The sequence below is a fragment of the Azospirillum mesophilum genome, from assembly GCF_053470405.2.
In genome coordinates this window covers 1-18,597 of the sequence record NZ_JBPXMQ020000049.1, presented here as the reverse complement: position 1 = coordinate 18,597, position 18,597 = coordinate 1, and the positions used below count along the sequence as shown (strand labels likewise).

Below are 18,597 nucleotides of genomic sequence, written 5' to 3'. Positions count from 1 at the left end.
TCGTTCGCCTACTCCGCAGCCATGGGGGCGCGTCCGTTTTCGACGCTCATGACCTCCTCGGCGGGGATGTAGTAGTCCCGCCGGTAGTTGAAGGTGTGTCCGATCGCGGTCGCCAGCAGCCCGATGAAGGAGGCCGCGGCAAGCCACCAGATGTACCAGATCAGCGCGAAGGCCAGCACGGTGCTGAAGCCCGCCAGGATCACGCCGGCCCCGGTGTTCTTCGGCATGTGGATGGGCCGGTAGCCGTCCCGCGGGCGGGTATGGCCGCGCCGCTTCATGTCCCACCACGCGTCCTGGTCGTGCACGATCGGCGTGAAGGCGAAGTTGTAGTACGGCGGCGGGGAAGTCGTGGACCACTCCAGGGTCCGCCCGTGCCACGGGTCGCCGGTCACGTCGCGCAGCTGTTCACGCCTCATGACGCTCACCACGATCTGGATGATGAAGGACCCGATCCCCAGCGCGATCAGGAAGGCGCCGAAGGTCGCGGCCAGGTACCAGGGCTGCAGCGAGAAGTCCTCGAAGTGGTTCAGCCGCCGCGTCACCCCCATCAGGCCGAGCACATATTGCGGCATGAAGGCGAAATAGAAGCCGACCAGCCAGAACCAGAAGGACATCCGCCCCCAGAACGGGTCCAGCCGGAAGCCGAACATCTTCGGGAACCAGTAGTAGATCCCGGCCATCAGGCCGAACACCACGCCGCCGATGATCACGTTGTGGAAATGCGCGATCAGGAACACGCTGTTGTGCAGCACGAAGTCCGCCGGCGGAACGGCAAGCAGCACGCCGGTCATGCCGCCGATCACGAAGGTCACCATGAAGCCGACGGTCCACAGCATCGGCACCTCGAACCGGATGCGGCCGCGGTACATGGTGAACAGCCAGTTGAAGATCTTGGCCCCCGTCGGGATCGAGATGATCATCGTCGTGATGCCGAAGAAGGCGTTCACGCTGGCCCCGGACCCCATCGTGAAGAAGTGGTGCAGCCACACGAGGTACGAGAGGATGGTGATGACCACCGTCGCGTAGACCATCGAGGCGTAGCCGAACAGCCGCTTGCCGCAGAAGGTCGAGGTGACCTCCGAGAAGATGCCGAAGCAGGGCAGGATCAGGATGTACACCTCCGGGTGGCCCCAGATCCAAATCAGGTTGATGTACATCATCGGGTTGCCGCCCAGGTCGTTCGTGAAGAAATGCGTCCCCACGTAACGGTCCAGCGACAGCAGGGCGAGCGTGGCGGTCAGCACCGGGAAGGCGGCGACGATCAGCACGTTGGTGCACAAGGTCGTCCAGGTGAAGATGGGCATCTTCATCATGGTCATGCCCGGCGCGCGCATCTTCACGATGGTCGCGATCAGGTTTATGCCCGACAGCGTCGTCCCGACGCCGGCGACCTGAAGCCCCCATATGTAATAGTCCACGCCGACGCCGGGGCTGAAGTCGGCACCGGACAGCGGCGGGTAGGCCAGCCAGCCGGTGCGGGCGAACTCGCCCACGAACAGCGACAGCATGGTCAGCACGGCGCCGCCCACGGTCATCCAGAAGCTGAAGTTGTTCAGGAAGGGAAAGGCGACGTCGCGCGCCCCGATCTGCAACGGCATGACGTAGTTCATCACCGCGGTGACCATGGGCATCGCGAAGAAGAAGATCATGATCACGCCGTGCGCCGTGAACACCTGGTCGAAATGGTGCGGCGGCAGGTAACCCTCGTTCGGGCCGAAGGCGATGGCCTTCTGCGTCAGCATCATGACGGCGTCGGCGAAGCCGCGCAGCAGCATGATGATGGCGAGGATGCCGTACATGATGCCGATCTTCTTGTGATCGACGCTGGTGAACCATTCGCGCCAGAGATAGCCCCAGGCGCGGAAATAGGTGATCGCGCCGGCCACCGCGATGCCGCCCAGCGCGACCATGGCGAAGGTCGCGATCAGGATCGGCTCGTGATAGGGGATCGACGTCCAGGTCAGCCGCCCGAAGAGGAAGGTCTGGAGATCAAGGTTTGAGAACATCGGATTTTCCCGTTCCGATTGTCGCGAACGGCCGGCTATTTCGACGGCTCGCCATCGGTCTTGTTGTTGAGTTGCGCCGGTGCGGAGGTGTCCGGCGCGCCGGGCATCGCGTGGCCCTGTGTCGGGTTTGGTCCGTGGACCGGCTGGTTCACGGCGGGCGACAGGGGCCGGGACCGCATGCCCTCGGGCTGGACGTCGCCGTCACCGCCGCCGCGCGGCGGGCGCCCCGACGCCGGGTTGGTCGCGGCCGGCGCTTCGTGGCCCTCCTGCAGCAGGCGGTTGTCGTATTGCAGGCGTTCCTTGTTTTCCCGGCTTTCCCGGCCGGCGCCGCCCATGGAATCGATGTGGTTCATCTCGGCGACGCACATCTTGCCGGGCAGAGCGCACATGTTCAGGACCGCGTTGTAGAGGCCGTTCTCCACGCTCGCGAAATACTGGACGGGCGCGTCCTCCTGCGGCCGTTCGAGTTGGAGATAAGTGGCGCGGTCGAGCGGCTTGCCCGAGCCCTTCACCTTCGCCACCCACTGGTCGAAGCCCTCCCGGCTGAGGCCGCGGAAGTTGAAGTTCATGTGCGAGAAGCCCGATCCGCTGTAGTTCGCGGAGAAGCCGTTGTAGATGCCTTCCTTGTTGATCACGGCGTGCAGGTTCGTCTCCATGCCGGCCATGGCGTAGACCTGCCCCGCCAGCGCCGGGATGAAGAAGGAGTTCATCACGGTCGCCGAGGTGATCTTGAAGGACACCGGCACGTTCACCGGGGCCGCCAGCTCGTTCACCGTGGCAATGCCCAGGTCCGGGTAGAAGAACAGCCATTTCCAGTCGAGCGCGACCACCTGCACGTTGATCGGCTTCACGCCCGGCGGCAGGGGCTGCGACGCGTCGAGGCGCGTCAGCGGCCGATAGGGGTCGAGCGTGTGGGTGCTGAGCCAGGTGATCGCCCCGATGGCGATGATGATCGCCAGCGGCGCCGACCAGATCAGCACCTCCAGCCGCGTGGAGTGGTGCCATTCCGGATCGTAGACGGCGTTGGTGTTCTGCTCGCGGTAGCGCCACGCGAACAGCAGCGTCAGCGCGATCACCGGCACGATGATCAGCAGCATCAGCACCGTGGAGGTGATGATGAGGTTGCGCTGCTGCACGGCCACGTCGCCGGAGGGATCCAGGACGACGGCGCTGCACCCGGCCAGGAACACCGGAAGAAGGACCAAGGCCCCGGCCGCGCGGAGCCGGCGGCGGGCGCGCGGGGCGTGAGGACGGCTGTGGTGGGGCACCGGAGCGCTTCCCATGCGTTGCGTTCGATATCCCGCCCGGCAGCAGGACGGCTGGGCGAGCGTGTGCGGCGGGCGCCCGACGGATCGTGGTCGGCGCACCCGCTGGATTAACCGCGGAGATCGATTTTTGTGCCCTTGCCTTTGGACATGGGCACAAGCCCGGCCTCTGGCCTGTTGGGCTGATGTGCCTCCGGCAGCGACAGCCCGGCCCGGCACCGATTATGTGGGGGCGGCCCCGGTTTATGGCCCGGCTTACGGCCCGGCCTATGGAAAGTGTGGAGCGAAGCAACGTCGATGAGCGTACATCCCGGAACGCCGACCTCGACACCGCTGGAGCGCGACGCGCGGCTGGTGTCGACCGACCATCACGTGGATCCGGCCGAGATCGCGCTTGGCGTCGTGATCGGGCGCACGGCTGAATTCTTCGACTTTTTCGTCTACGGGATCGGCTCGGTCCTCGTCTTCCCGCGCCTGTTCTTCCCCTTTGCGGAGCCGGTGACGGCGACGCTCTATTCCTTCATCGTCTTTTCCCTGGCCTTCATCGCGCGGCCGGTCGGGTCGATCATCTTCATGGCGGTGGACGAGGCCTACGGGCGTGGCGTCAAGCTGACGGTGGCGATGCTGATGCTCGGCATCTCCACGGCGGCGATCAGTTTCCTGCCCGGCTATGAGACCATCGGCGTGGCGGCCATCGCGCTGCTCGGCATTTTCCGCGTGGGGCAGGGGCTGGCGCTGGGCGGGGCGTGGGACGGGCTGGCGTCGCTGCTGTCGCTGAACGCGCCGCGCAACCGCCGGGGCTGGTACGCGATGATGCCGCAACTCGGCGCGCCGCTCGGCTTCCTGCTGGCGAGCGGGCTGTTCGCCTATTTCGTCATCAACCTCCCGGCGGAGGATTTCCTCAGCTGGGGGTGGCGCTTCCCCTTCTACGTGGCCTTCACGATCAACGTGGTGGCTCTGTTCGCGCGGCTGCGGCTGGTCGTCACCGACGAGTTCTCCAACCTGCTGGAACAGCGGGAGCTTGAGCCGACCAGCGTCGCCGACATGTTCACGGCCCAGGGGCGCTTCGTGCTGATCGGCACCTTCGTGCCGCTGGCCAGCTTCGCCCTGTTCCATCTGGTGACCATCTTCCCCTTGAGCTGGGTGACTCTGTTCTCCCAGCGGCCGGCCGGCGAGTTCCTGCTGGTGCAGGCCGCGGGGGCCGTGGTGGGGGCGGTCGGCATCCTCCTGTCCGGCCTGATCGCCGACCGCATCGGCCGCCGGCCCCTGCTGGCGATCTGCGCCGGCGCCATCGCCCTGTTCAGCGCCGTGACGCCGTTCCTGCTGGGCGGCGGGGCATCCGGGCAGACCACCTTCATCCTGGTGGGCTTCGGATTGCTGGGCCTGTCCTTCGGTCAGGCGGCCGGAGCCGTGTCGTCCAACTTCTCGATCCGCTACCGCTACACCGGCTCCGCCCTGACCTCCGACCTGTCGTGGCTGACCGGGGCCGGCTTCGCGCCGCTGGTGGCGCTCGGCCTGTCGAGCCGGTTCGGGCTGGGCTGGGTCGGCGCCTATCTGCTGTCGGGCGCGGTCTGCACCCTGGCGGCGCTGCTGTTCAACAAGCTGGAAACGGGGGAGGGCGGCGGGACCGACAACCGGTCCATGGGTCCCAACTCGCCCGGCCGTAATCTGGCGCCCCGCTCCCGCTGACGGGCTTACCCCGCTGATGGGCTTACAATGAGTCCGACGTGCGCAGCGGTGCCGGCTTGCCGTGCTGCTGCGCCCAGCGGGCGGCGTCGATGACCCGGCCGCCGGCCGCCGCCGTGCCCTGGTCCGCCTCGGCGATCTCCAGCGCCGCCGCCAGATTGCCCCGGCGCTCGACCAGGAGGCTGCCGTCCTCGACGCGCAGGATCAGGTCGGCGCGGCGCAGGGTGGACAGGCGGTGCGCGATGATGAAGGTGGTGCGCCCGCGCATCAGCTCCTCGATGGCGTCGGTGATGGCGGCCTCGGTCTCCTTGTCGAGCGCGCTGGTCGGCTCGTCCAGGATCAGGATCGGCGCCTGCTTCAGGAAGGCGCGCGCCAGGCCGATGCGCTGGCGCTCGCCGCCCGAAAGGGTCAGCGCGCGCTCGCCGACCATGCTGTCGTAGCCGTCGGGCAGGGCGCGGATGAAGTCGTGGGCGTGCGCCCGCCGCGCGGCCTCCTCGATCTCCGCGCGCGTGGCGTCGGGGCGGCCGTAGGCGATGTTCTCCGCGATGGTGGTGGAGAAGAGGGACGGTTCCTGCTCCAGGATCGCGAACTGCCGGCGCAGGTCGCACAGACGGTAGTCGCGCAGATCCCGGCCGTCCAGCCGGATCGAGCCGGCCGTGGGGTCGATCAGCCGGACCAGCAGGTTGGTCAGCGTGCTCTTGCCCGATCCGGTGCGGCCGACGATGCCGACGCAGGTGCCCGCCCGCACCGTGAAGGAGGCGTCGCGCAGCACCGCGGGTCCGTCCTCGTAGGCGAAGCCGACCCGGTCGAAGGACAGGGTGCCCCGCGCGCGCGGCAGCGGCCGGGCGTCGGCCTTCTCGGGGATCGCCGGCGGCGCCTCCAGCAGCGCGAAGGCGCGCTCGCCGCAGGCGAAGGAGTGCTGCTGGGCGATGATGTGCTCCGCGATCGCCTTCAGCGGGTCGTAGAGCTGGGTCATGTAGGCCAGCAGCACGATGAGGTCGCCGACGCTGAGCGCACCGCCCTGCACGTCGCGCACGCCGATGAACAGGATGGCGGCGGTGCCCACCCCGACCGCCGCCGTCAGCGCCACGCGGAAGCCGGCGTCGATCAGGAAGACCGCCATGCGCGCGTGAAAGCAGGCGCGGCCCTGGTCGATCAGGCGCTGCACCTCGTGCTCTTCCTGGCAGGCCGTGAGCACCACGCGGCGCGCACCGAGGACTTCGTAGGCGAGCTGCGTCAGCCGGCTCTCCAGTTCGCGCACGCGGTGCCAGCGGTCGCACAGCGGGCGCTGCTTCAGCACGATCAGGATAATCAGCGGCACCGCCGTGGCCAGCGCGACGGCGGCAACCTGCGGGCTGATGAGGGCGGTGATCCAGACGACCCACAGGATCGAGCCCGTCTTGGTGACCAGCGGGATCACGCCCCAGATGGTCATGGCCTGAAGCGCCGGGGCGTCCTGGCTGACGCGGAAGACCTGATCGGCCACGCCCCGGCCGGCGTCGCGCGAGGTCGCCTGCTCCAGCGCCTTGCCCATCACCTTGGCGCGGAAGCGGCGGACCATCTGGTCGGCCACGGCCTCGCGGTACAGCCATTCCACGACGCCGTGCAGCGCGGTCAGCAGCGCGATCAGGATCCCGAAGCCGAGGCACAGATACAGCACCGCGTCCTTGTCGGCGATCAGCTCCGCCGGCAGCCAGCGCACCATGAAGGACGGCAGCGGCTTGTTGCCGAGCACGCTGTCGATGATGATCTTGACCGGAATGGGCGCAAGCAAAGCGATGGGCGTCGCAAGCAGGCCGAGCGCGATGATGAGGCCCAGCTGCGGGTACCAGGGACGAGCTTCCCTGAGCGCGCGCCCGTAGATGGCGCTCGGCAGCGACTTTTCCGGCATGTCTTCGGTCTTTCGATTGCACGCTTGCTTGGGCGCGTCCCCTTTCGGCGGCATCACCACTCTGTCAGGGATATAATAAACACCAACTCGACTTCCCTGTGCCGGTTCCCAAGATCATCCCGAAAAGTGAGTACCCTTATCCGTCATGGGTGCGCCCGCCGTCGAAGGCCCTCTGCCGGCAGCACAGGTCCCATGCGCGGGGGCCGGGCGCGGGGGCCGGGCGCGGGGGCCGGGCGCGCCCCGCTTGGCCCTCCCGCTTGGCCCTCCCGCTTGATCGCGGTCAAGGATATCCCGACCATTTTGGTCAACTATCCGGTCCGTTCCATCGAGCCATTGGAAAATCGAGATCGAAGCCATGTCAGCGGCAGACAGCGCCTATACGGATGATCTGGGCACGGACGATTCGGGCGTTCTGGAGGCTACGGGCGGGGATCCGCTGGCGGGGCTGCCCGGCCACCCGATGATGTGGATCCTGATCCTGAGCGAGCTGGCGGTCTTCGCGGTCGCCTTCATCGGCTTTGCCGTGGCCCGGCTGTTCGACCCGGCCGGCTTCGCCGCCGGTCAGGCGCACCTGAACCCCACGCTGGGCGGGCTGAACACCATCGTGCTGGTGACCAGCGGCTTCCTCGCCGCTGCCGGCGTCGCTTCGGCGCGCGACGGGGCCCGGCTGCGGGCGCGGGGGCTGTTCGTGGGGGCCGCTGCCATCGGCCTGTTCTTTCTCGTCATCAAGGGGATCGAGTATTCGGCGACGCTTGGCGCCGGCTTCACGCTCGACAGCGGAAACTTCTACACGCTCTATTACCTGCTGACCGGCTTCCACGCGCTGCATGTGGTCATGGGCATCATTGTGCTGGTCATCGTGGCTTTCCACGACGACGTGGAGAATCTCGAAACCGGGGCGGCCTTCTGGCACATGATCGATCTGGTCTGGATCGTCCTCTATCCCCTTCTGTACGTGCTGCGCTGAGGAGACCGGCGATGAACGCAACCATGACCGTGCTCCTGCGGAGCTGGGCGATTCTGGTGGGGCTGACCCTCGTGACGATGCTGGTGGGCGGGGGCGGGCACGGCCAGACCCTCGGGCTGGCGAGCGCCGCCGCCGTCGTGGCGGTCACCATCACCAAGGGGTGGCAGATCCTCACCCACTACATGGGCCTGCACGGCGCCGGCCGGGGCTGGCGGTCCGTACTGGTGGCCTATCTGCTGGTGGTCGGCGCGGCCATCCTGGGCGCCTACGCGATTGGGGTCCTGCGCTGAGCGCTGCGGAGTACGCATCACGCCTGTGCAGTATTTCGTTGATGTGCATAGTTTTTTTGTCATTCCCGCGAAAGCGGGAATCCAGCATGAGCCGCGATCAGCGGCGATATGAGTCAACGGTTGACTCATGTGACGCCCAGACGGGCGTCTGGATCCCCGCCTTCGCGGGGATGACGAAAAAATAAGGAGTGTCAACGTGTTGCCGCATCAGAAAAATGTAGGAATGCCCCCGCAGACCCGGCGCTTGATGATCGTCAAGGTGTCGCAGGGCGTCCTGGCTTATTCATGAATCCACAACGATGCGACCCGGTGCGGGTCCGGAGCGGATGGCCATGAACTGGAAGCGATATCTGTCCCCCTGGACGAAGGGTGAAGCCCCGGGGCGTGAGCCGCAGGGCCGGCCGGACGGTGCCGACGCGACCCCGTCAGACCCCGAACGGGGCGAGGTCGTCCGCGAGGCGCTGCGCACGGTGAACGATCCCGAAGTGGGCCTGAACATCGTGGATCTCGGCCTCGTCTACGCCATTCACGCCACGGCTGAGGCGGTGCAGGCCGACATCACCCTGACGACGCCGACCTGCCCGCTGGGCGAGACCGTGGTCGAAAACGCGCGGGCGGCCATCGCGCAAGCCCTTCCCGATCTGGCGGACGTGACGGTCCGGCTGGTGTGGGAGCCGCGCTGGACTCCTTCGATGATGAGCGATCATGCGCGCGGGCAACTTGGCTGGTGACGGCGTCTCGCCGTCCGCGGACCTTCGGTCGCGCCGCTTGGCGCGCGCGCCGATCCTGGCGCTCGCCATCGCGGGCATGGTGACCGGCATCGCCGGCGGGCTCGCCCGGCTTGGGGTGGAATTGCCGGTCCAGGCCGCCGACCTGACGCTCCACCACGGCCCGCTCATGGTGTCCACGCTGTTCGGGACCGTGATCGGCCTGGAGCGCGCGGTGGCGCTGGGGCGCGGCTGGGGCTATCTGGCCCCGGTCTTGTCCGGCGCGGCCGGGCTGCTGCTCCTGGGCGGCATGCCGGTGGTCTTGCCGGTGGTGCTGTTCGTCGCGGCCTCCGCCGTCCTGCTGGTCAACGCCCTGGCGATGCTGCGCCTGTCGCCGGCGTTGCACAGCGCGGTCCTGGCGGGTAGCTGCGCCTGCTGGCTGGCCGGGAACCTGCTGTGGCTGGCCGGCTTCCCGCTGGGTGCTGCGGTGCCCTGGTGGATCGGCTTCCTCGTTCTGGTCATCACCGGGGAGCGGCTGGAACTCAGCCGGCTCCTGAAGCCCCTGCCGGGGCGGACGCCGCTGTTCCTGGCGGCCGGGACGCTCCTGCTCGGCGGCATCGCGCTGTCCGCGCTGCTGTACGACGGCGCGCTGGCTCCGGTCGGGCCGGGTCTGCTGGCCATGGCGGTGTGGCTCGGCAGCTTCGACGTGGCGCGCCGCACCGTCCGGCAGAGCGGCCTGACCCGCTACGTCGCCGTCTGCCTGCTCGGCGGCTACGCCTGGCTGGGCGTCGCGGGGATGCTGGCGATGTGGGGAGGGGCGGGGGATGCGCCGTTTCTCCGGGACGCGGCGCTGCACGCGGTGTTCCTGGGCTTCGTGCTGACCATGGTGTTCGCCCACGCGCCGATCATCCTGCCGGCCCTGCTGAAGGTCACGGTGCCCTACAGCCCCGTCTTCTACGCGCACATCGCCATGCTGCACGCCTCGCTTTTGCTGCGGATCCTGGCCGATGTCCTGCAATGGACGGAGATGCGCGCCTGCGCCGGGCTGGGGAACGCGGTTGCGATCGTGGTCTTCGCCGCCCTGATGCTAACGGCGGTTCGGAGCGGTCAAGCCGCCTGACCGCGCGCGCAGGTCGCCCCCATCACGCGCAACGCCTGGCGCACGCGGCCGACGCTGTCGCGGTCGGGCAGCGTGTACCACGTCACCGTCAGGGCGACGGGGGTGGCGCTGCGCAGGCCGTGAACGTTGCCGGGTGCCGCCTCCACGATGCGGCCCTGCGCGGCGACGAACCAGCGCCACCGCAAGCCATCCTCGCCGGGCATGGACTGCCAGACTTCCCGAGCCTCCTGGAAATAGATCGCCGCACCGGCGTCGGCGGGATCGGCGTACAGGTAGACCGGGTTTTCCGGCGACAGGGCGAGCAGCAGGTGGTGCACGGACCGCGGGCCGCCGGTGCGCAGAACGGCGTTCGGCGGAAGCTCGCGGTCGTGGTCGTCCTGGTCGAACATGGTGTTGTCGTAGGGGGTGGCGTCGTAGGGCATGATGGCGACGACCTTACCTCCCGTCGCGCCCGGAGTTCCAGTCAGGGCGCTCAGTCAAGATGATGGTCTCCGCTCCTCGACGAGCTTCGCCACCGCGTCGAAGCGGTGGAGCACGCGCTCGACCGCGGCGGTGCGCGTCTGCGGCGACAGCCGGAGCCCGGCCGCGGCCAGCACGGCCAGATCGTCGTAGCCTTCGGCCAAGGCCAGCACCGCGTCGCGCAGGACACTCGGCTCCGCCGCTTCGGCGATCAGCACCAGATCCGACAGGCCGTCCCGCAGACACGCATAAGGTCCCGCGTCGCGACGGTCGCAGAGCACGTCGAAGGTCTCCAGCCAGGAGGCGACAGCGTCGTGCAACGAGCTTGCCATTCGGTGATGCCTTCTCCAGCCGCCTTTTCCGGAACACAACGCTTTTTCAACAGACAACGCCCGGCGCGGGCGGATGGACCCAACCCGTCAACCGGGCGAGCTTCAGCGGGTGAGGCGCGCCTGCAATTCCGGCGGCAGCGTGCCAAGGTCGATCATGCGGCTGACGCGCAGGACCAGCGCCACGCTGACCATGTCGGTCAGTTCCCCCCGGTCCACCAGCCCGACCACCTCGGCGAAGGGCAGACGGCGCACCGCCAGCTCCTCCTGGGCATCCGGTTCGGCGTCGTCGTCGCAGTCCAGATCCCACGCGACGAAGAACGCCACGCGCTCGTCCGACAGCCCGACCGAGCTTTCCAGCGCCGGAAGAGCCAGCCAGCGGTGCGCCGCCAGCCGCGTTTCCTCGGCCAGCTCGCGGCGTGCCGCCGCTTCCAGCGCCTCACCGGGCTCGCCGTTTCCTTTCGGGATTTCCCAGAGATAGCGGCCCAGCGGGTAGCGGAACTGGCCGACCAGCCGCGTGCAGCCGCGCCGGTCGATGGGAAGGACCGCCACGCCGCGATGCTTGACCCGGACCACCCCGTAGGTCGTGCGCCGCTCCGCGGCGTCGATCACGTCGTCCTCCACGACCCGCATCCAGTCGTTCTCGAAGGCGGTGCGCGAGCCCAGCGTTCGCCAGGGATTGCGCGTCTCGTCCGTGGGCATGGGCTATCGTTGCTCCAACTGCCGTCGCTCCAGCTGTTCCGCCGTTTCCGCCGCGCCCATCGCCAGTGCGGCGTCCAGGGCGGTGTAACCGGCGGCATCGCGGGCGCCGGGATCCGCGCCGCGCGCCAGCAGCAGCTCGACGATCGCGGTGCGGCCGAACATGGCCGCCATCATCAGGGCCGTGCGGCCGTCCGGGCCGCATCCGTCCACGCGGGCACCGGCATCGAGCAGACGGCGCACGGCCTCCTCGCTGCCCTTGAAGGCGGCTGCCGCCAGCGGCAGCTGGCCACGGTCGTTTTCGAGATTCGGATCGCCGCCATGGTCGAGCAGCACCCGCACGGCGTCGCCATGCCCGTGGTAGGCCGCGAGCATCAGCAGGCTGTCGCCGCGTTCGTTGCGGAGGTTGGCCGGCAGCCCCCGTTCCAGCAGGTCGGCCAGTTCGCCGACGTGGCCGCCGCGGGCGTAGCCGAACACGCGCCCGACGAAGGCGAGCGTGTCCTCGTCCAAAGTCGGCAAAGATTTCGACGCGCCAGCGTTCATTCCCCGCACCCCATGCCCAGTACCCCGAACCGTTGGAATAGGCCTTGGCGTGGAACAGGGGGGCGTCGCGTTCGTCACAGGGCGCCTGCACGGCGGCTCCGTGCGGGGCGCGCGGAGCGGCCCCGCCAAGCCGGTGTCGGACTGCGTCGCCCGACTCTCCTGGCCGAGTTCGTGATCATTTCCTTTGCGGATGTGTCCGGCACCGAAGCGTTAATCACATCGGTGCAAACAGTCGACGCGCAACCACTAAGTGTGATTTCGGATCCGCTGCGTCGGCACTAGAGTCTGGCGTGGATGCGTTGCCAAGAACGCCAATAAAACAGGCTTCATAAAAAATAAGAATGAAATATTCGGGGAGGCGTCGCCATGCGAGACGTCCATTTCACGCCGTTGCTTCCTTCGCCGATGCAGAGGCATCGGGTGATGCTCGCCGCCACGGTCCTGCTCGCCCTTCCCATGACGCTGGCCATGATGCTGAGTGACGCCCTGGGCCAGGGGACAGGCGACGACAGGCGGGACGCCGGGAAAGCGGCGCCGCTCAGCAATCCCGCGCAGCCGGACGACCCGTTCGTCGTTCCCTATCTGGCCGCCCAGGCCATGCCCGGCTGGGCCGGCATGGCGACGCCGCTGGTCGTGGTCGCCAGCCCGCCGATCAGCATGAACGCGCGCCCGCCTCCCCCGACCTACGTGCAGATCGCGCAAATCCCGCCCAACGCCACGCTTTCGCAGGGGCAGGACCTGGGCAACGGCACCTGGAGGGTGCCGCTCGAAGCGCTGCCCGATCTCGCCATCACGCTTCCGCCGGACTATGTCGGAACGGCAAGGCTGAGCATCACCGCGATCAGCGAGCACAGCGACGGCCGGGTCAGCCAGCGGACTGTTGAATTGGACGTGCCGGTGCATTCACCGCAGGGCACCTCCGGGTCGAGCGAACATCGAGACCGGGATACCGCCCGGAGCGTGGAGCAGTCGGCGAACTCCGTAACCGCGGACGCGCTCGCGCTGCGCAGCCTCGTTCCCAAGCCGCAACCGTCGGAGACCGCTTCCGCACAGAAGCTCCTGAAGCGCGGGGACGAATTGTTCGCGCAAGGCGATCTGGCCGGGGCGCGGCTTTTCTACCAGCGGGCGGCGTCCGGCGGAAGCGCGCCGGCGGCCCTGGCGCTGGGCAGGACCCACGACCCGGTGGTTTACGAGCGGCTGCATGTGCGCGGGCTCTCTCCCGATCCCGAACAGGCCATGCGCTGGTACCGGGAGGCGATGGAGAACGGCGTCGGTGAAGCGGAACGGCCCTTGAAGGAACTGACCGCCTGGCTGGCCGCCCATCGCAAGTAGGAGACTGCCCATGAAGACGCTGTTCCTCATCGCCGGGCTGGCGAGCGCCGCGATGCTCGTCACGGCCGAGGCCCAGTCCGCATCCCAGTCCCAATCTCGCCACGTCGTGACGGAGGCTGAGCCCTCGCTCACCGAGCGCATGAACGCGAACACCGTCGCCGTGATCTCGGGCACGCCGGGGGGCACCTATTTCCGCATGGCCAGCGAGATGGCCTTCGTGCTCGACAACGGGGACGATCTGCGCGTTCTCCCGGTGCTCGGCAAAGGCGCGGGGCAGAACGCCTACGATGTGCGTTTCCTCAAGGGGATCGACCTCGGCTTCGTGCGCACCGACACGATGGACCAGCTTCGCCAGGATCCCCGCCTGCGCAACATCGAAAACCAGCTGGTCTACGTCGCGCGCCTGTTCAACGACGAGCTTCACGTCATCGCCGCGCGAGGGATCACCGATTACCGCCAGCTTGAGGGCAAGAAGGTCAGCTTCGACGTCGCGGGCAGCGGAACCGACTCGTCCGGCCGGATGATGTTCGACGGGCTGGGCATCAAGGTGGAGCCGGTCAACGTCGACCAGCCGACCGCGATCAACATGCTGAAGGCCGGCGAGATCGCCGCCATGGTGTCGGTCGCGGCAAAGCCCGTGGCGGTGGTCGCCTCGATCAGTGACGAGGGCCTTCACTTCCTCGACATTCCCTACGCCGATCCGCTGATGAAGAACTACTTCCCGGCGGCGCTCTCCAGCGAGGACTACCCGAAGCTGGTCAAGCCCGGCGAGACGGTCAGCACCATCGCCGTGGGCACGATTCTGGCCACCTACAACTGGCCCGAACGCACCGACCGCTATCGCCGGATCGCCCGCTTCATCGACGCCTTCTTCTCGAAGATCGAGGAGTTCCAGAAGCCGCAGCGCCACCCGAAATGGCGGGAGGTGAACCTTGAAGCCACCGTTGGCGGGGGCTGGAAGCGGTTCAAGGCCGCCGAGGATTGGCTGAACGGGCACCGCGAGCCGCAGCAGCCCGCGCTCACGGCCGAGATGCGCGAAAGCCTGAAGACGTTCGTGCAGCAGCGCACGCCCGGCCTGAAGCCCAGCGAGCGCGACCGGCTGGTGGAAGACTTCATCCGGTGGAGGGAAAGCCAGCCGCAATGACGAAATCATACCGCCGGCACCTGAAGGCGCCGCCGGTATGACCCTTTCAATCAATGCTAACGCATTGATCTGCCGGGTTTCACGGTTGGAAAATGATGGAAGCGATCATTTTCCAACCGTATCAGTCATTTTCCCCGCCAGCGGGGCGGGCGCTTGTTGAGGAAGGCGTCCATGCCCTCCCGGAAATCCTCGCTCATGTAGCACAGGAGGATGAGGTCCTCGCCCGAGCCGGGCTCGGCTCCGTCCCGCAGGCGGAGCAGGGCTTCCTTGGTCGCCCGCAGCGTCAGCGGGGCGTGGGCGGCCACCGTGCGCGCCAGTTCCTCGGCGCGCGGCAGAAGCTCGGCCGGGTCGGGGACGATCTCGCCGAGAAGGCCGATGGCCTTCGCCTCCTCGGCCTCGACCAGCCGCGCGGTGAAGATGATGTCCTTGACGCGGGACGGCCCGATCAGCGCGGCCAGCCGCGCGTAATTCGCCATGGACAGGCAGTTGCCAAGCGTGCGCGCGATGGGAAAGCCGAATTTGGCGTTCGCCGCACCAATGCGCAGGTCGCAGGCCGCGGCGATGCCGGCCCCGCCGCCGGTGCAGGCGCCGGCGATGGCCGCGATGGTCGGCACCCGGCACCGCTCCAGCGCGCCCAGCACGCGGTCGATCCGCGCCTCGTAGGCCAGCGCGTCCTCGGGCGTTGCGAAGGCGCGGAACTGGGAGATGTCGGTTCCCGCGGCGAAGGCCTTGTCCCCCGCGCCGGTCAGCAGCATCGCCCGGACGTCCGGGGAAGCGTCGACCTCCGCGCAGATCTCGGCGAGCCGTTCGTACATGGCGAAGGTCAGGGCGTTGCGCGCCTGCGGACGGTTGAAGGTGACGCGGGCGATGCCGTCGCGCACCTCGAACAGCAGTTCCTGCGACATGTTCATGCCACCACCTTGGACGCGGCGAGCGCGTCGATGCTGGCCGCGTCGTAGCCGAGTTCGGCGAGGATGGCGCGGCTGTGTTCCCCGAAGGTCGGCGCGGCGTTGCGCACGCCGCCGGGGGTGCGGGAGAACTTGACCGGCAGGCCCAGCGTCCGGACCGGGCCGGCGCGGCTGTGCTCGACCTCCACCACCATGGCGCGGGCCTTGGTGTGCGGGAGCTCGTGCATCTCCGCGATGGTCAGGACCGGGCCGGCGGGAACGCCCGCCGTCTCCAGCACGGCCATCCAGTCGGCGGTCGGGCGGCGGCGCAGGATGTCGGACAGCAGGGCTTCCAGCTCGCCCAGATGCGTCATGCGCCGCGCGTTGTCGGCGAAGCGCGGATCCTCCTGCAGGTGGCGGGCCTCCAGCGCTTCGGTCAGGCGCAGCCAGTTGGTCTGGTTGGCGGCGCCGATGTTGATCCAGCCGTCGGCGGTCGGGAAGGCCTGATAGGGGCCGTTCAGCGGATGCGCCGATCCCATCGGTCCCGGACTGACGCCGGTGGCGAAGCGGATGGCCGACTGCCAGTAGGTGTGGATGATCCCGGCCTCGAACAGGGAGGTGTCGACCCGCTGCCCCTGGCCGGTCGTCTGCCGCTCCACCAGCGCCGCCATCACGCCCATGGCGCCCAGCAGGCCGGCGGTGATGTCCGTCACCGGGGCGCCGACCTTCACAGGCGGCCGGCCGGGCCCCTCCCCGGTGATGCTCATCAGCCCGCTCATGCCCTGGGCGATCAGGTCGAAGCCGCCCTGGTCGGCCAGCGGGCCGCTGCGCCCGAAGCCGGAGATCTCGCAGAAGATGATGCCGGGGTTGACGGCGCGCATGGCGTCATAGCCGAAGCCCAGCTTTTCCATGGTGCCGCGCCGGTAGTTCTCGATCACCACGTCGGCCCCGGCGATCAGGCGCCGCAGCACCTCCTTGCCCTCCGCGGTCTTCAGGTCGAGCGCGAGGCCGCGCTTGTTGCGGTTCATCATCATGTAAGCGGCGGATTCGCCGTCGATGGTCGGCGGGACCATGCGGCGGCTGTCGTCGCCGCCGGGGATCTTCTCCACCTTCACCACGTCGGCGCCCATGTCCGCCAGCATCAGCCCGCAGACCGGCCCGGCCATGATGTGCGCCAGCTCCACCACCTTGATCCCGGCGAGCGGCCCGCCCGCCGGTTTGCCGTCCTTGTGCAGCATCGATGCGTGTCCTTGGAGTGTCGGGAGGGGGAGTCTCAGTAGAAGAGGTTGACCAGCCCAAGCGAGAGCGCCGGCACGTAGGTGCACAGCAGGAGGACCAGAACCAGCACGCCGATGAACCACAGGTTCACGCGGGTCGTGGACCAGATGTCCGCGCGCGCGATGGAGCAGGCCGCCATCAGCACGCTGGCGACCGGCGGCGTCTGCTGGCCGATGGCGAGGTTCAGCGTGACGATCAGGCCGAAGTGGATCGGGTCGATGCCGGACTGGACCACCAGCGGCATGACGATGGGCACCACCAGGATGATCGCCGCCGCCGAATGCAGGAACATGCCCAGGATCAGGAAGGCGACGTTCAGCAGCGCCAGCACCGCATACGTGTTGGTGGTCAACCCGGTGATGGCGTGGGCCAGCGCCTGGGGCAGCTGCGCCTCCGTCAGGAAGGTGCTGATGAGCGCCGACGCGGCGACCAGCAGCATCACGACGGCCGTCTGGATGCCGCCCTCGATGCAGGCGCGGTACAGCTTCCGCAGGTTCAGCTCGCGGTAGATGACCACGCCGACGAACAGCGCCGCCAGCACGGCCAGGGCCGCCCCCTCCGTCGCGGTGACGAAGCCGCCGAAGATGCCGCCCAGGATGATCAGCGGCAGCAGGAACGCCCAGATGGCGTCCTTGAAGGTCTCCGCCACGCGCGTCACCTGGAAGCGCTCCTCGACCGGGAAGCCGTTGCGCACCGCCAGATAATAGGCGGTGCCGGCCAGCCCAACGGCGCCCAGAAGGCCGGGCACGATGCCCGCGACGAAGAGCTTCACCACCGACGTGCCGGACATCACCGCGTAGAGGATCATCGGGATCGATGGCGGGATGATGACGGCGAGGCTGGCGGAGGAGGAACAGACCGCCGCCGCATACTCCTTGGAATAGCCGCGCCGCTTCATGGCGGGGATCAGGATGCTGCCCAGCGCGGCGATGTCCGCCACCGCCGACCCGGAGATCTCGGCGAAGAACAGCGAGGCGCCGATGGACACCATCGACAGGCCGCCGCGCACGAAGCCGACCAGCGCCGTGGCGAAGGCCACCAGCCGGCGCGAGATGCTGGACGCGTTCATGATGGCGCCGGCCAGGATGAACAGCGGCACCGCCAGCAGTGGGAAGTTGGTGGCGCCCTCGAACATCACCAGCGCCACGTTGGGCAGCATGTCCGGCCCCTGGGCGATCAGGATCGTGACGGTCGCCACCAATCCCAGCGCCACGGCGATCGGGACGTTCAGCAGCACCAGCGCCAGCATCCCGGACAGCATGAAGCCCATGGTCATCGCGGCGCACTCCCGCCCAGGGTGCCGCGCACGGTGCCCGGCGCTGCTGGATTGGTGGTGCGGTTGGCGTTGGCCGCGTGCATCTGCGCCTCCTTGGTTTCGGCGTCGGCGAAGCCGGCCCCGCGCGCCTCGGCGATGGCCTGGGGCAGGCGCAGCGCCTCGGCCAGGATCACCAGTGCTGCCCCGATCGGGATGACCGACTGCGTGACGCGCAGCGGCACCCACGGCAGGCTGACCATGCGGTCGTTTTCAAGGATCGCCAGCACCTCCATGCCGGTCCAGGCGAGGATCCCGAAGAAGGCGAAGACGCACAGCTCGGCCACGATGGTGGCGACGACGCGCCAGCGCGGCGGCATCAGGTTGACCACCTCCGGGCAGCCGATGTGCGCGCCCTTCAGCGCTGCCAGAGCGGAGCCGTAGTAGGTGAGCCAGCACAGGCCGATGCTCGCCACCTCGTCGTACCAGACGAGCGAGTGGCCGACGGCGCGGAAGAGGAAGCCGGCGCAGACGATCAGCGACAGGCCGACCACGAGGAGAACGACGATGATTTCCAGTAGCCGTTCGAATCCGGTGCGGATGGTGTCCATGCGGCATGTTCCAGGCAGGAGGGCCGGGGCTAGGGCGTGTCGTCAGTTAGGGGATTCCCAGCGGGCGGAATGCGTGATTCATAGAGCGTCGGCTGACGGGAGGGCCGACCGATGCGACGCTATGCTTTGCG

18 protein-coding genes are annotated in these 18,597 nt (G+C 68.2%); 7 read left to right on the top strand and 11 right to left on the bottom strand.

Annotated features, from left to right (window positions below; translation table 11 throughout):
- Window positions 1-8: 8 nt before the first annotated feature.
- Together cyoB and cyoA are read right to left on the bottom strand one after the other, a co-directional pair.
- Entirely contained in the window at window positions 9-2,006 is a 1,998-nt protein-coding gene (gene cyoB, locus ACSVC7_RS28390) for a cytochrome o ubiquinol oxidase subunit I (RefSeq protein ID WP_448207852.1), read from the bottom strand.
- 35 nt (window positions 2,007-2,041) lie between these two features.
- The gene (gene cyoA / locus ACSVC7_RS28385; protein ID WP_448207851.1) at window positions 2,042-3,274 is read right to left on the bottom strand and encodes a ubiquinol oxidase subunit II; all 1,233 of its coding nucleotides are present in this window, start codon (window positions 3,272-3,274) and stop codon (window positions 2,042-2,044) included.
- 294 nt (window positions 3,275-3,568) lie between these two features.
- Between cyoA and ACSVC7_RS28380 the strand changes: the two genes are divergently transcribed.
- Complete coding sequence (locus ACSVC7_RS28380) at window positions 3,569-4,960, top strand: MFS transporter (RefSeq protein WP_448207850.1); 1,392 nt, start codon at window positions 3,569-3,571, stop codon at window positions 4,958-4,960.
- A 22-nt stretch (window positions 4,961-4,982) separates the two neighbouring features.
- Here ACSVC7_RS28380 and ACSVC7_RS28375 read toward each other — a convergent pair whose 3' ends face one another.
- The gene (locus tag ACSVC7_RS28375; RefSeq protein WP_448207849.1) at window positions 4,983-6,848 is read right to left on the bottom strand and encodes an ABC transporter ATP-binding protein; all 1,866 of its coding nucleotides are present in this window, start codon (window positions 6,846-6,848) and stop codon (window positions 4,983-4,985) included.
- A gap of 355 nt (window positions 6,849-7,203) precedes the next feature.
- Here ACSVC7_RS28375 and ACSVC7_RS28370 point away from each other — a divergent pair, with 355 nt between their 5' ends.
- The 4 genes from ACSVC7_RS28370 to ACSVC7_RS28355 all read left to right on the top strand — a co-directional run bounded on the left by ACSVC7_RS28370 (window position 7,204) and on the right by ACSVC7_RS28355 (window position 9,932).
- Entirely contained in the window at window positions 7,204-7,815 is a 612-nt protein-coding gene (locus ACSVC7_RS28370) for a cytochrome c oxidase subunit 3 family protein (RefSeq protein WP_448207848.1), read from the top strand.
- An 11-nt stretch (window positions 7,816-7,826) separates the two neighbouring features.
- Window positions 7,827-8,105 carry a cytochrome C oxidase subunit IV family protein gene (locus tag ACSVC7_RS28365; RefSeq protein WP_448207847.1) on the top strand — a complete coding sequence of 93 codons (279 nt, stop codon included), beginning with the start codon at window positions 7,827-7,829 and terminating at the stop codon, window positions 8,103-8,105.
- 332 nt (window positions 8,106-8,437) lie between these two features.
- The gene (locus ACSVC7_RS28360) at window positions 8,438-8,836 is read left to right on the top strand and encodes a metal-sulfur cluster assembly factor (protein WP_448207846.1); all 399 of its coding nucleotides are present in this window, start codon (window positions 8,438-8,440) and stop codon (window positions 8,834-8,836) included.
- Window positions 8,811-9,932, top strand: coding sequence for a DUF8744 domain-containing protein (locus ACSVC7_RS28355; protein ID WP_448207845.1), 1,122 nt, complete (start codon window positions 8,811-8,813; stop codon window positions 9,930-9,932). The genes ACSVC7_RS28360 and ACSVC7_RS28355 overlap by 26 nt, the downstream gene beginning before the upstream one ends.
- On the opposite strand, the gene ACSVC7_RS28350 is transcribed toward ACSVC7_RS28355, so the two are convergent.
- The 4 genes from ACSVC7_RS28350 to ACSVC7_RS28335 all read right to left on the bottom strand — a co-directional run bounded on the left by ACSVC7_RS28350 (window position 9,920) and on the right by ACSVC7_RS28335 (window position 11,962).
- On the bottom strand, window positions 9,920-10,354 hold the full coding sequence (locus tag ACSVC7_RS28350) for a hypothetical protein (RefSeq protein WP_448207844.1): 435 nt from the start codon (window positions 10,352-10,354) through the stop codon (window positions 9,920-9,922). The two genes, ACSVC7_RS28355 and ACSVC7_RS28350, sit on opposite strands and share 13 nt — an antisense overlap.
- Before the next feature lie 54 nt (window positions 10,355-10,408).
- Window positions 10,409-10,723 carry a hypothetical protein gene (locus tag ACSVC7_RS28345; protein WP_448207843.1) on the bottom strand — a complete coding sequence of 105 codons (315 nt, stop codon included), beginning with the start codon at window positions 10,721-10,723 and terminating at the stop codon, window positions 10,409-10,411.
- 102 nt (window positions 10,724-10,825) lie between these two features.
- Window positions 10,826-11,422: an NUDIX domain-containing protein gene (locus ACSVC7_RS28340; protein WP_448207842.1), complete on the bottom strand. Its 597-nt coding sequence runs from the start codon at window positions 11,420-11,422 to the stop codon at window positions 10,826-10,828.
- 3 nt (window positions 11,423-11,425) lie between these two features.
- The gene (locus ACSVC7_RS28335) at window positions 11,426-11,962 is read right to left on the bottom strand and encodes an ankyrin repeat domain-containing protein (protein ID WP_448207841.1); all 537 of its coding nucleotides are present in this window, start codon (window positions 11,960-11,962) and stop codon (window positions 11,426-11,428) included.
- Between the two features lie 366 nt (window positions 11,963-12,328).
- Here ACSVC7_RS28335 and ACSVC7_RS28330 point away from each other — a divergent pair, with 366 nt between their 5' ends.
- A complete protein-coding gene (locus ACSVC7_RS28330; RefSeq protein ID WP_448207840.1) occupies window positions 12,329-13,294 on the top strand; it encodes a hypothetical protein in 966 nt (321 codons plus the stop codon).
- A 10-nt stretch (window positions 13,295-13,304) separates the two neighbouring features.
- Entirely contained in the window at window positions 13,305-14,438 is a 1,134-nt protein-coding gene (locus ACSVC7_RS28325; protein ID WP_448207839.1) for a TAXI family TRAP transporter solute-binding subunit, read from the top strand.
- Between the two features lie 125 nt (window positions 14,439-14,563).
- On the opposite strand, the gene ACSVC7_RS28320 is transcribed toward ACSVC7_RS28325, so the two are convergent.
- Genes ACSVC7_RS28320 through ACSVC7_RS28305 form a run of 4 tightly spaced genes read right to left on the bottom strand, consistent with a single transcriptional unit; the run spans window position 14,564 to window position 18,466 of the window.
- Window positions 14,564-15,349 carry an enoyl-CoA hydratase/isomerase family protein gene (locus ACSVC7_RS28320; protein WP_448207838.1) on the bottom strand — a complete coding sequence of 262 codons (786 nt, stop codon included), beginning with the start codon at window positions 15,347-15,349 and terminating at the stop codon, window positions 14,564-14,566.
- Window positions 15,346-16,563, bottom strand: coding sequence for a CaiB/BaiF CoA transferase family protein (locus ACSVC7_RS28315; protein ID WP_448207837.1), 1,218 nt, complete (start codon window positions 16,561-16,563; stop codon window positions 15,346-15,348). The genes ACSVC7_RS28320 and ACSVC7_RS28315 overlap by 4 nt, the downstream gene beginning before the upstream one ends.
- 35 nt (window positions 16,564-16,598) lie before the next feature.
- Window positions 16,599-17,879 (bottom strand): TRAP transporter large permease, encoded by a 1,281-nt coding sequence (locus ACSVC7_RS28310; RefSeq protein WP_448207836.1) that lies wholly within the window; start codon window positions 17,877-17,879, stop codon window positions 16,599-16,601.
- Window positions 17,876-18,466 carry a TRAP transporter small permease gene (locus ACSVC7_RS28305; RefSeq protein ID WP_448207835.1) on the bottom strand — a complete coding sequence of 197 codons (591 nt, stop codon included), beginning with the start codon at window positions 18,464-18,466 and terminating at the stop codon, window positions 17,876-17,878. The genes ACSVC7_RS28310 and ACSVC7_RS28305 overlap by 4 nt, the downstream gene beginning before the upstream one ends.
- Window positions 18,467-18,597: the final 131 nt, after the last annotated feature.

Excerpts from the sequence above, each read along its gene's own strand:
- cyoB (WP_448207852.1), bottom strand. The coding sequence starts at position 2,006 with ATGTTCTCAAACCTTGATCTCCAGACCTTCCTCTTCGGGCGGCTGACC.
- ACSVC7_RS28380 (WP_448207850.1), top strand. The coding sequence starts at position 3,569 with ATGAGCGTACATCCCGGAACGCCGACCTCGACACCGCTGGAGCGCGAC.
- ACSVC7_RS28375 (WP_448207849.1), bottom strand. The coding sequence starts at position 6,848 with ATGCCGGAAAAGTCGCTGCCGAGCGCCATCTACGGGCGCGCGCTCAGG.
- ACSVC7_RS28370 (WP_448207848.1), top strand. The coding sequence starts at position 7,204 with ATGTCAGCGGCAGACAGCGCCTATACGGATGATCTGGGCACGGACGAT.
- ACSVC7_RS28365 (WP_448207847.1), top strand. The coding sequence starts at position 7,827 with ATGAACGCAACCATGACCGTGCTCCTGCGGAGCTGGGCGATTCTGGTG.
- ACSVC7_RS28360 (WP_448207846.1), top strand. The coding sequence starts at position 8,438 with ATGAACTGGAAGCGATATCTGTCCCCCTGGACGAAGGGTGAAGCCCCG.
- ACSVC7_RS28355 (WP_448207845.1), top strand. The coding sequence starts at position 8,811 with ATGCGCGCGGGCAACTTGGCTGGTGACGGCGTCTCGCCGTCCGCGGAC.
- ACSVC7_RS28350 (WP_448207844.1), bottom strand. The coding sequence starts at position 10,354 with ATGCCCTACGACGCCACCCCCTACGACAACACCATGTTCGACCAGGAC.
- ACSVC7_RS28345 (WP_448207843.1), bottom strand. The coding sequence starts at position 10,723 with ATGGCAAGCTCGTTGCACGACGCTGTCGCCTCCTGGCTGGAGACCTTC.
- ACSVC7_RS28340 (WP_448207842.1), bottom strand. The coding sequence starts at position 11,422 with ATGCCCACGGACGAGACGCGCAATCCCTGGCGAACGCTGGGCTCGCGC.
- ACSVC7_RS28335 (WP_448207841.1), bottom strand. The coding sequence starts at position 11,962 with ATGAACGCTGGCGCGTCGAAATCTTTGCCGACTTTGGACGAGGACACG.
- ACSVC7_RS28330 (WP_448207840.1), top strand. The coding sequence starts at position 12,329 with ATGCGAGACGTCCATTTCACGCCGTTGCTTCCTTCGCCGATGCAGAGG.
- ACSVC7_RS28325 (WP_448207839.1), top strand. The coding sequence starts at position 13,305 with ATGAAGACGCTGTTCCTCATCGCCGGGCTGGCGAGCGCCGCGATGCTC.
- ACSVC7_RS28320 (WP_448207838.1), bottom strand. The coding sequence starts at position 15,349 with ATGAACATGTCGCAGGAACTGCTGTTCGAGGTGCGCGACGGCATCGCC.
- ACSVC7_RS28315 (WP_448207837.1), bottom strand. The coding sequence starts at position 16,563 with ATGCTGCACAAGGACGGCAAACCGGCGGGCGGGCCGCTCGCCGGGATC.
- ACSVC7_RS28310 (WP_448207836.1), bottom strand. The coding sequence starts at position 17,879 with ATGACCATGGGCTTCATGCTGTCCGGGATGCTGGCGCTGGTGCTGCTG.
- ACSVC7_RS28305 (WP_448207835.1), bottom strand. The coding sequence starts at position 18,466 with ATGGACACCATCCGCACCGGATTCGAACGGCTACTGGAAATCATCGTC.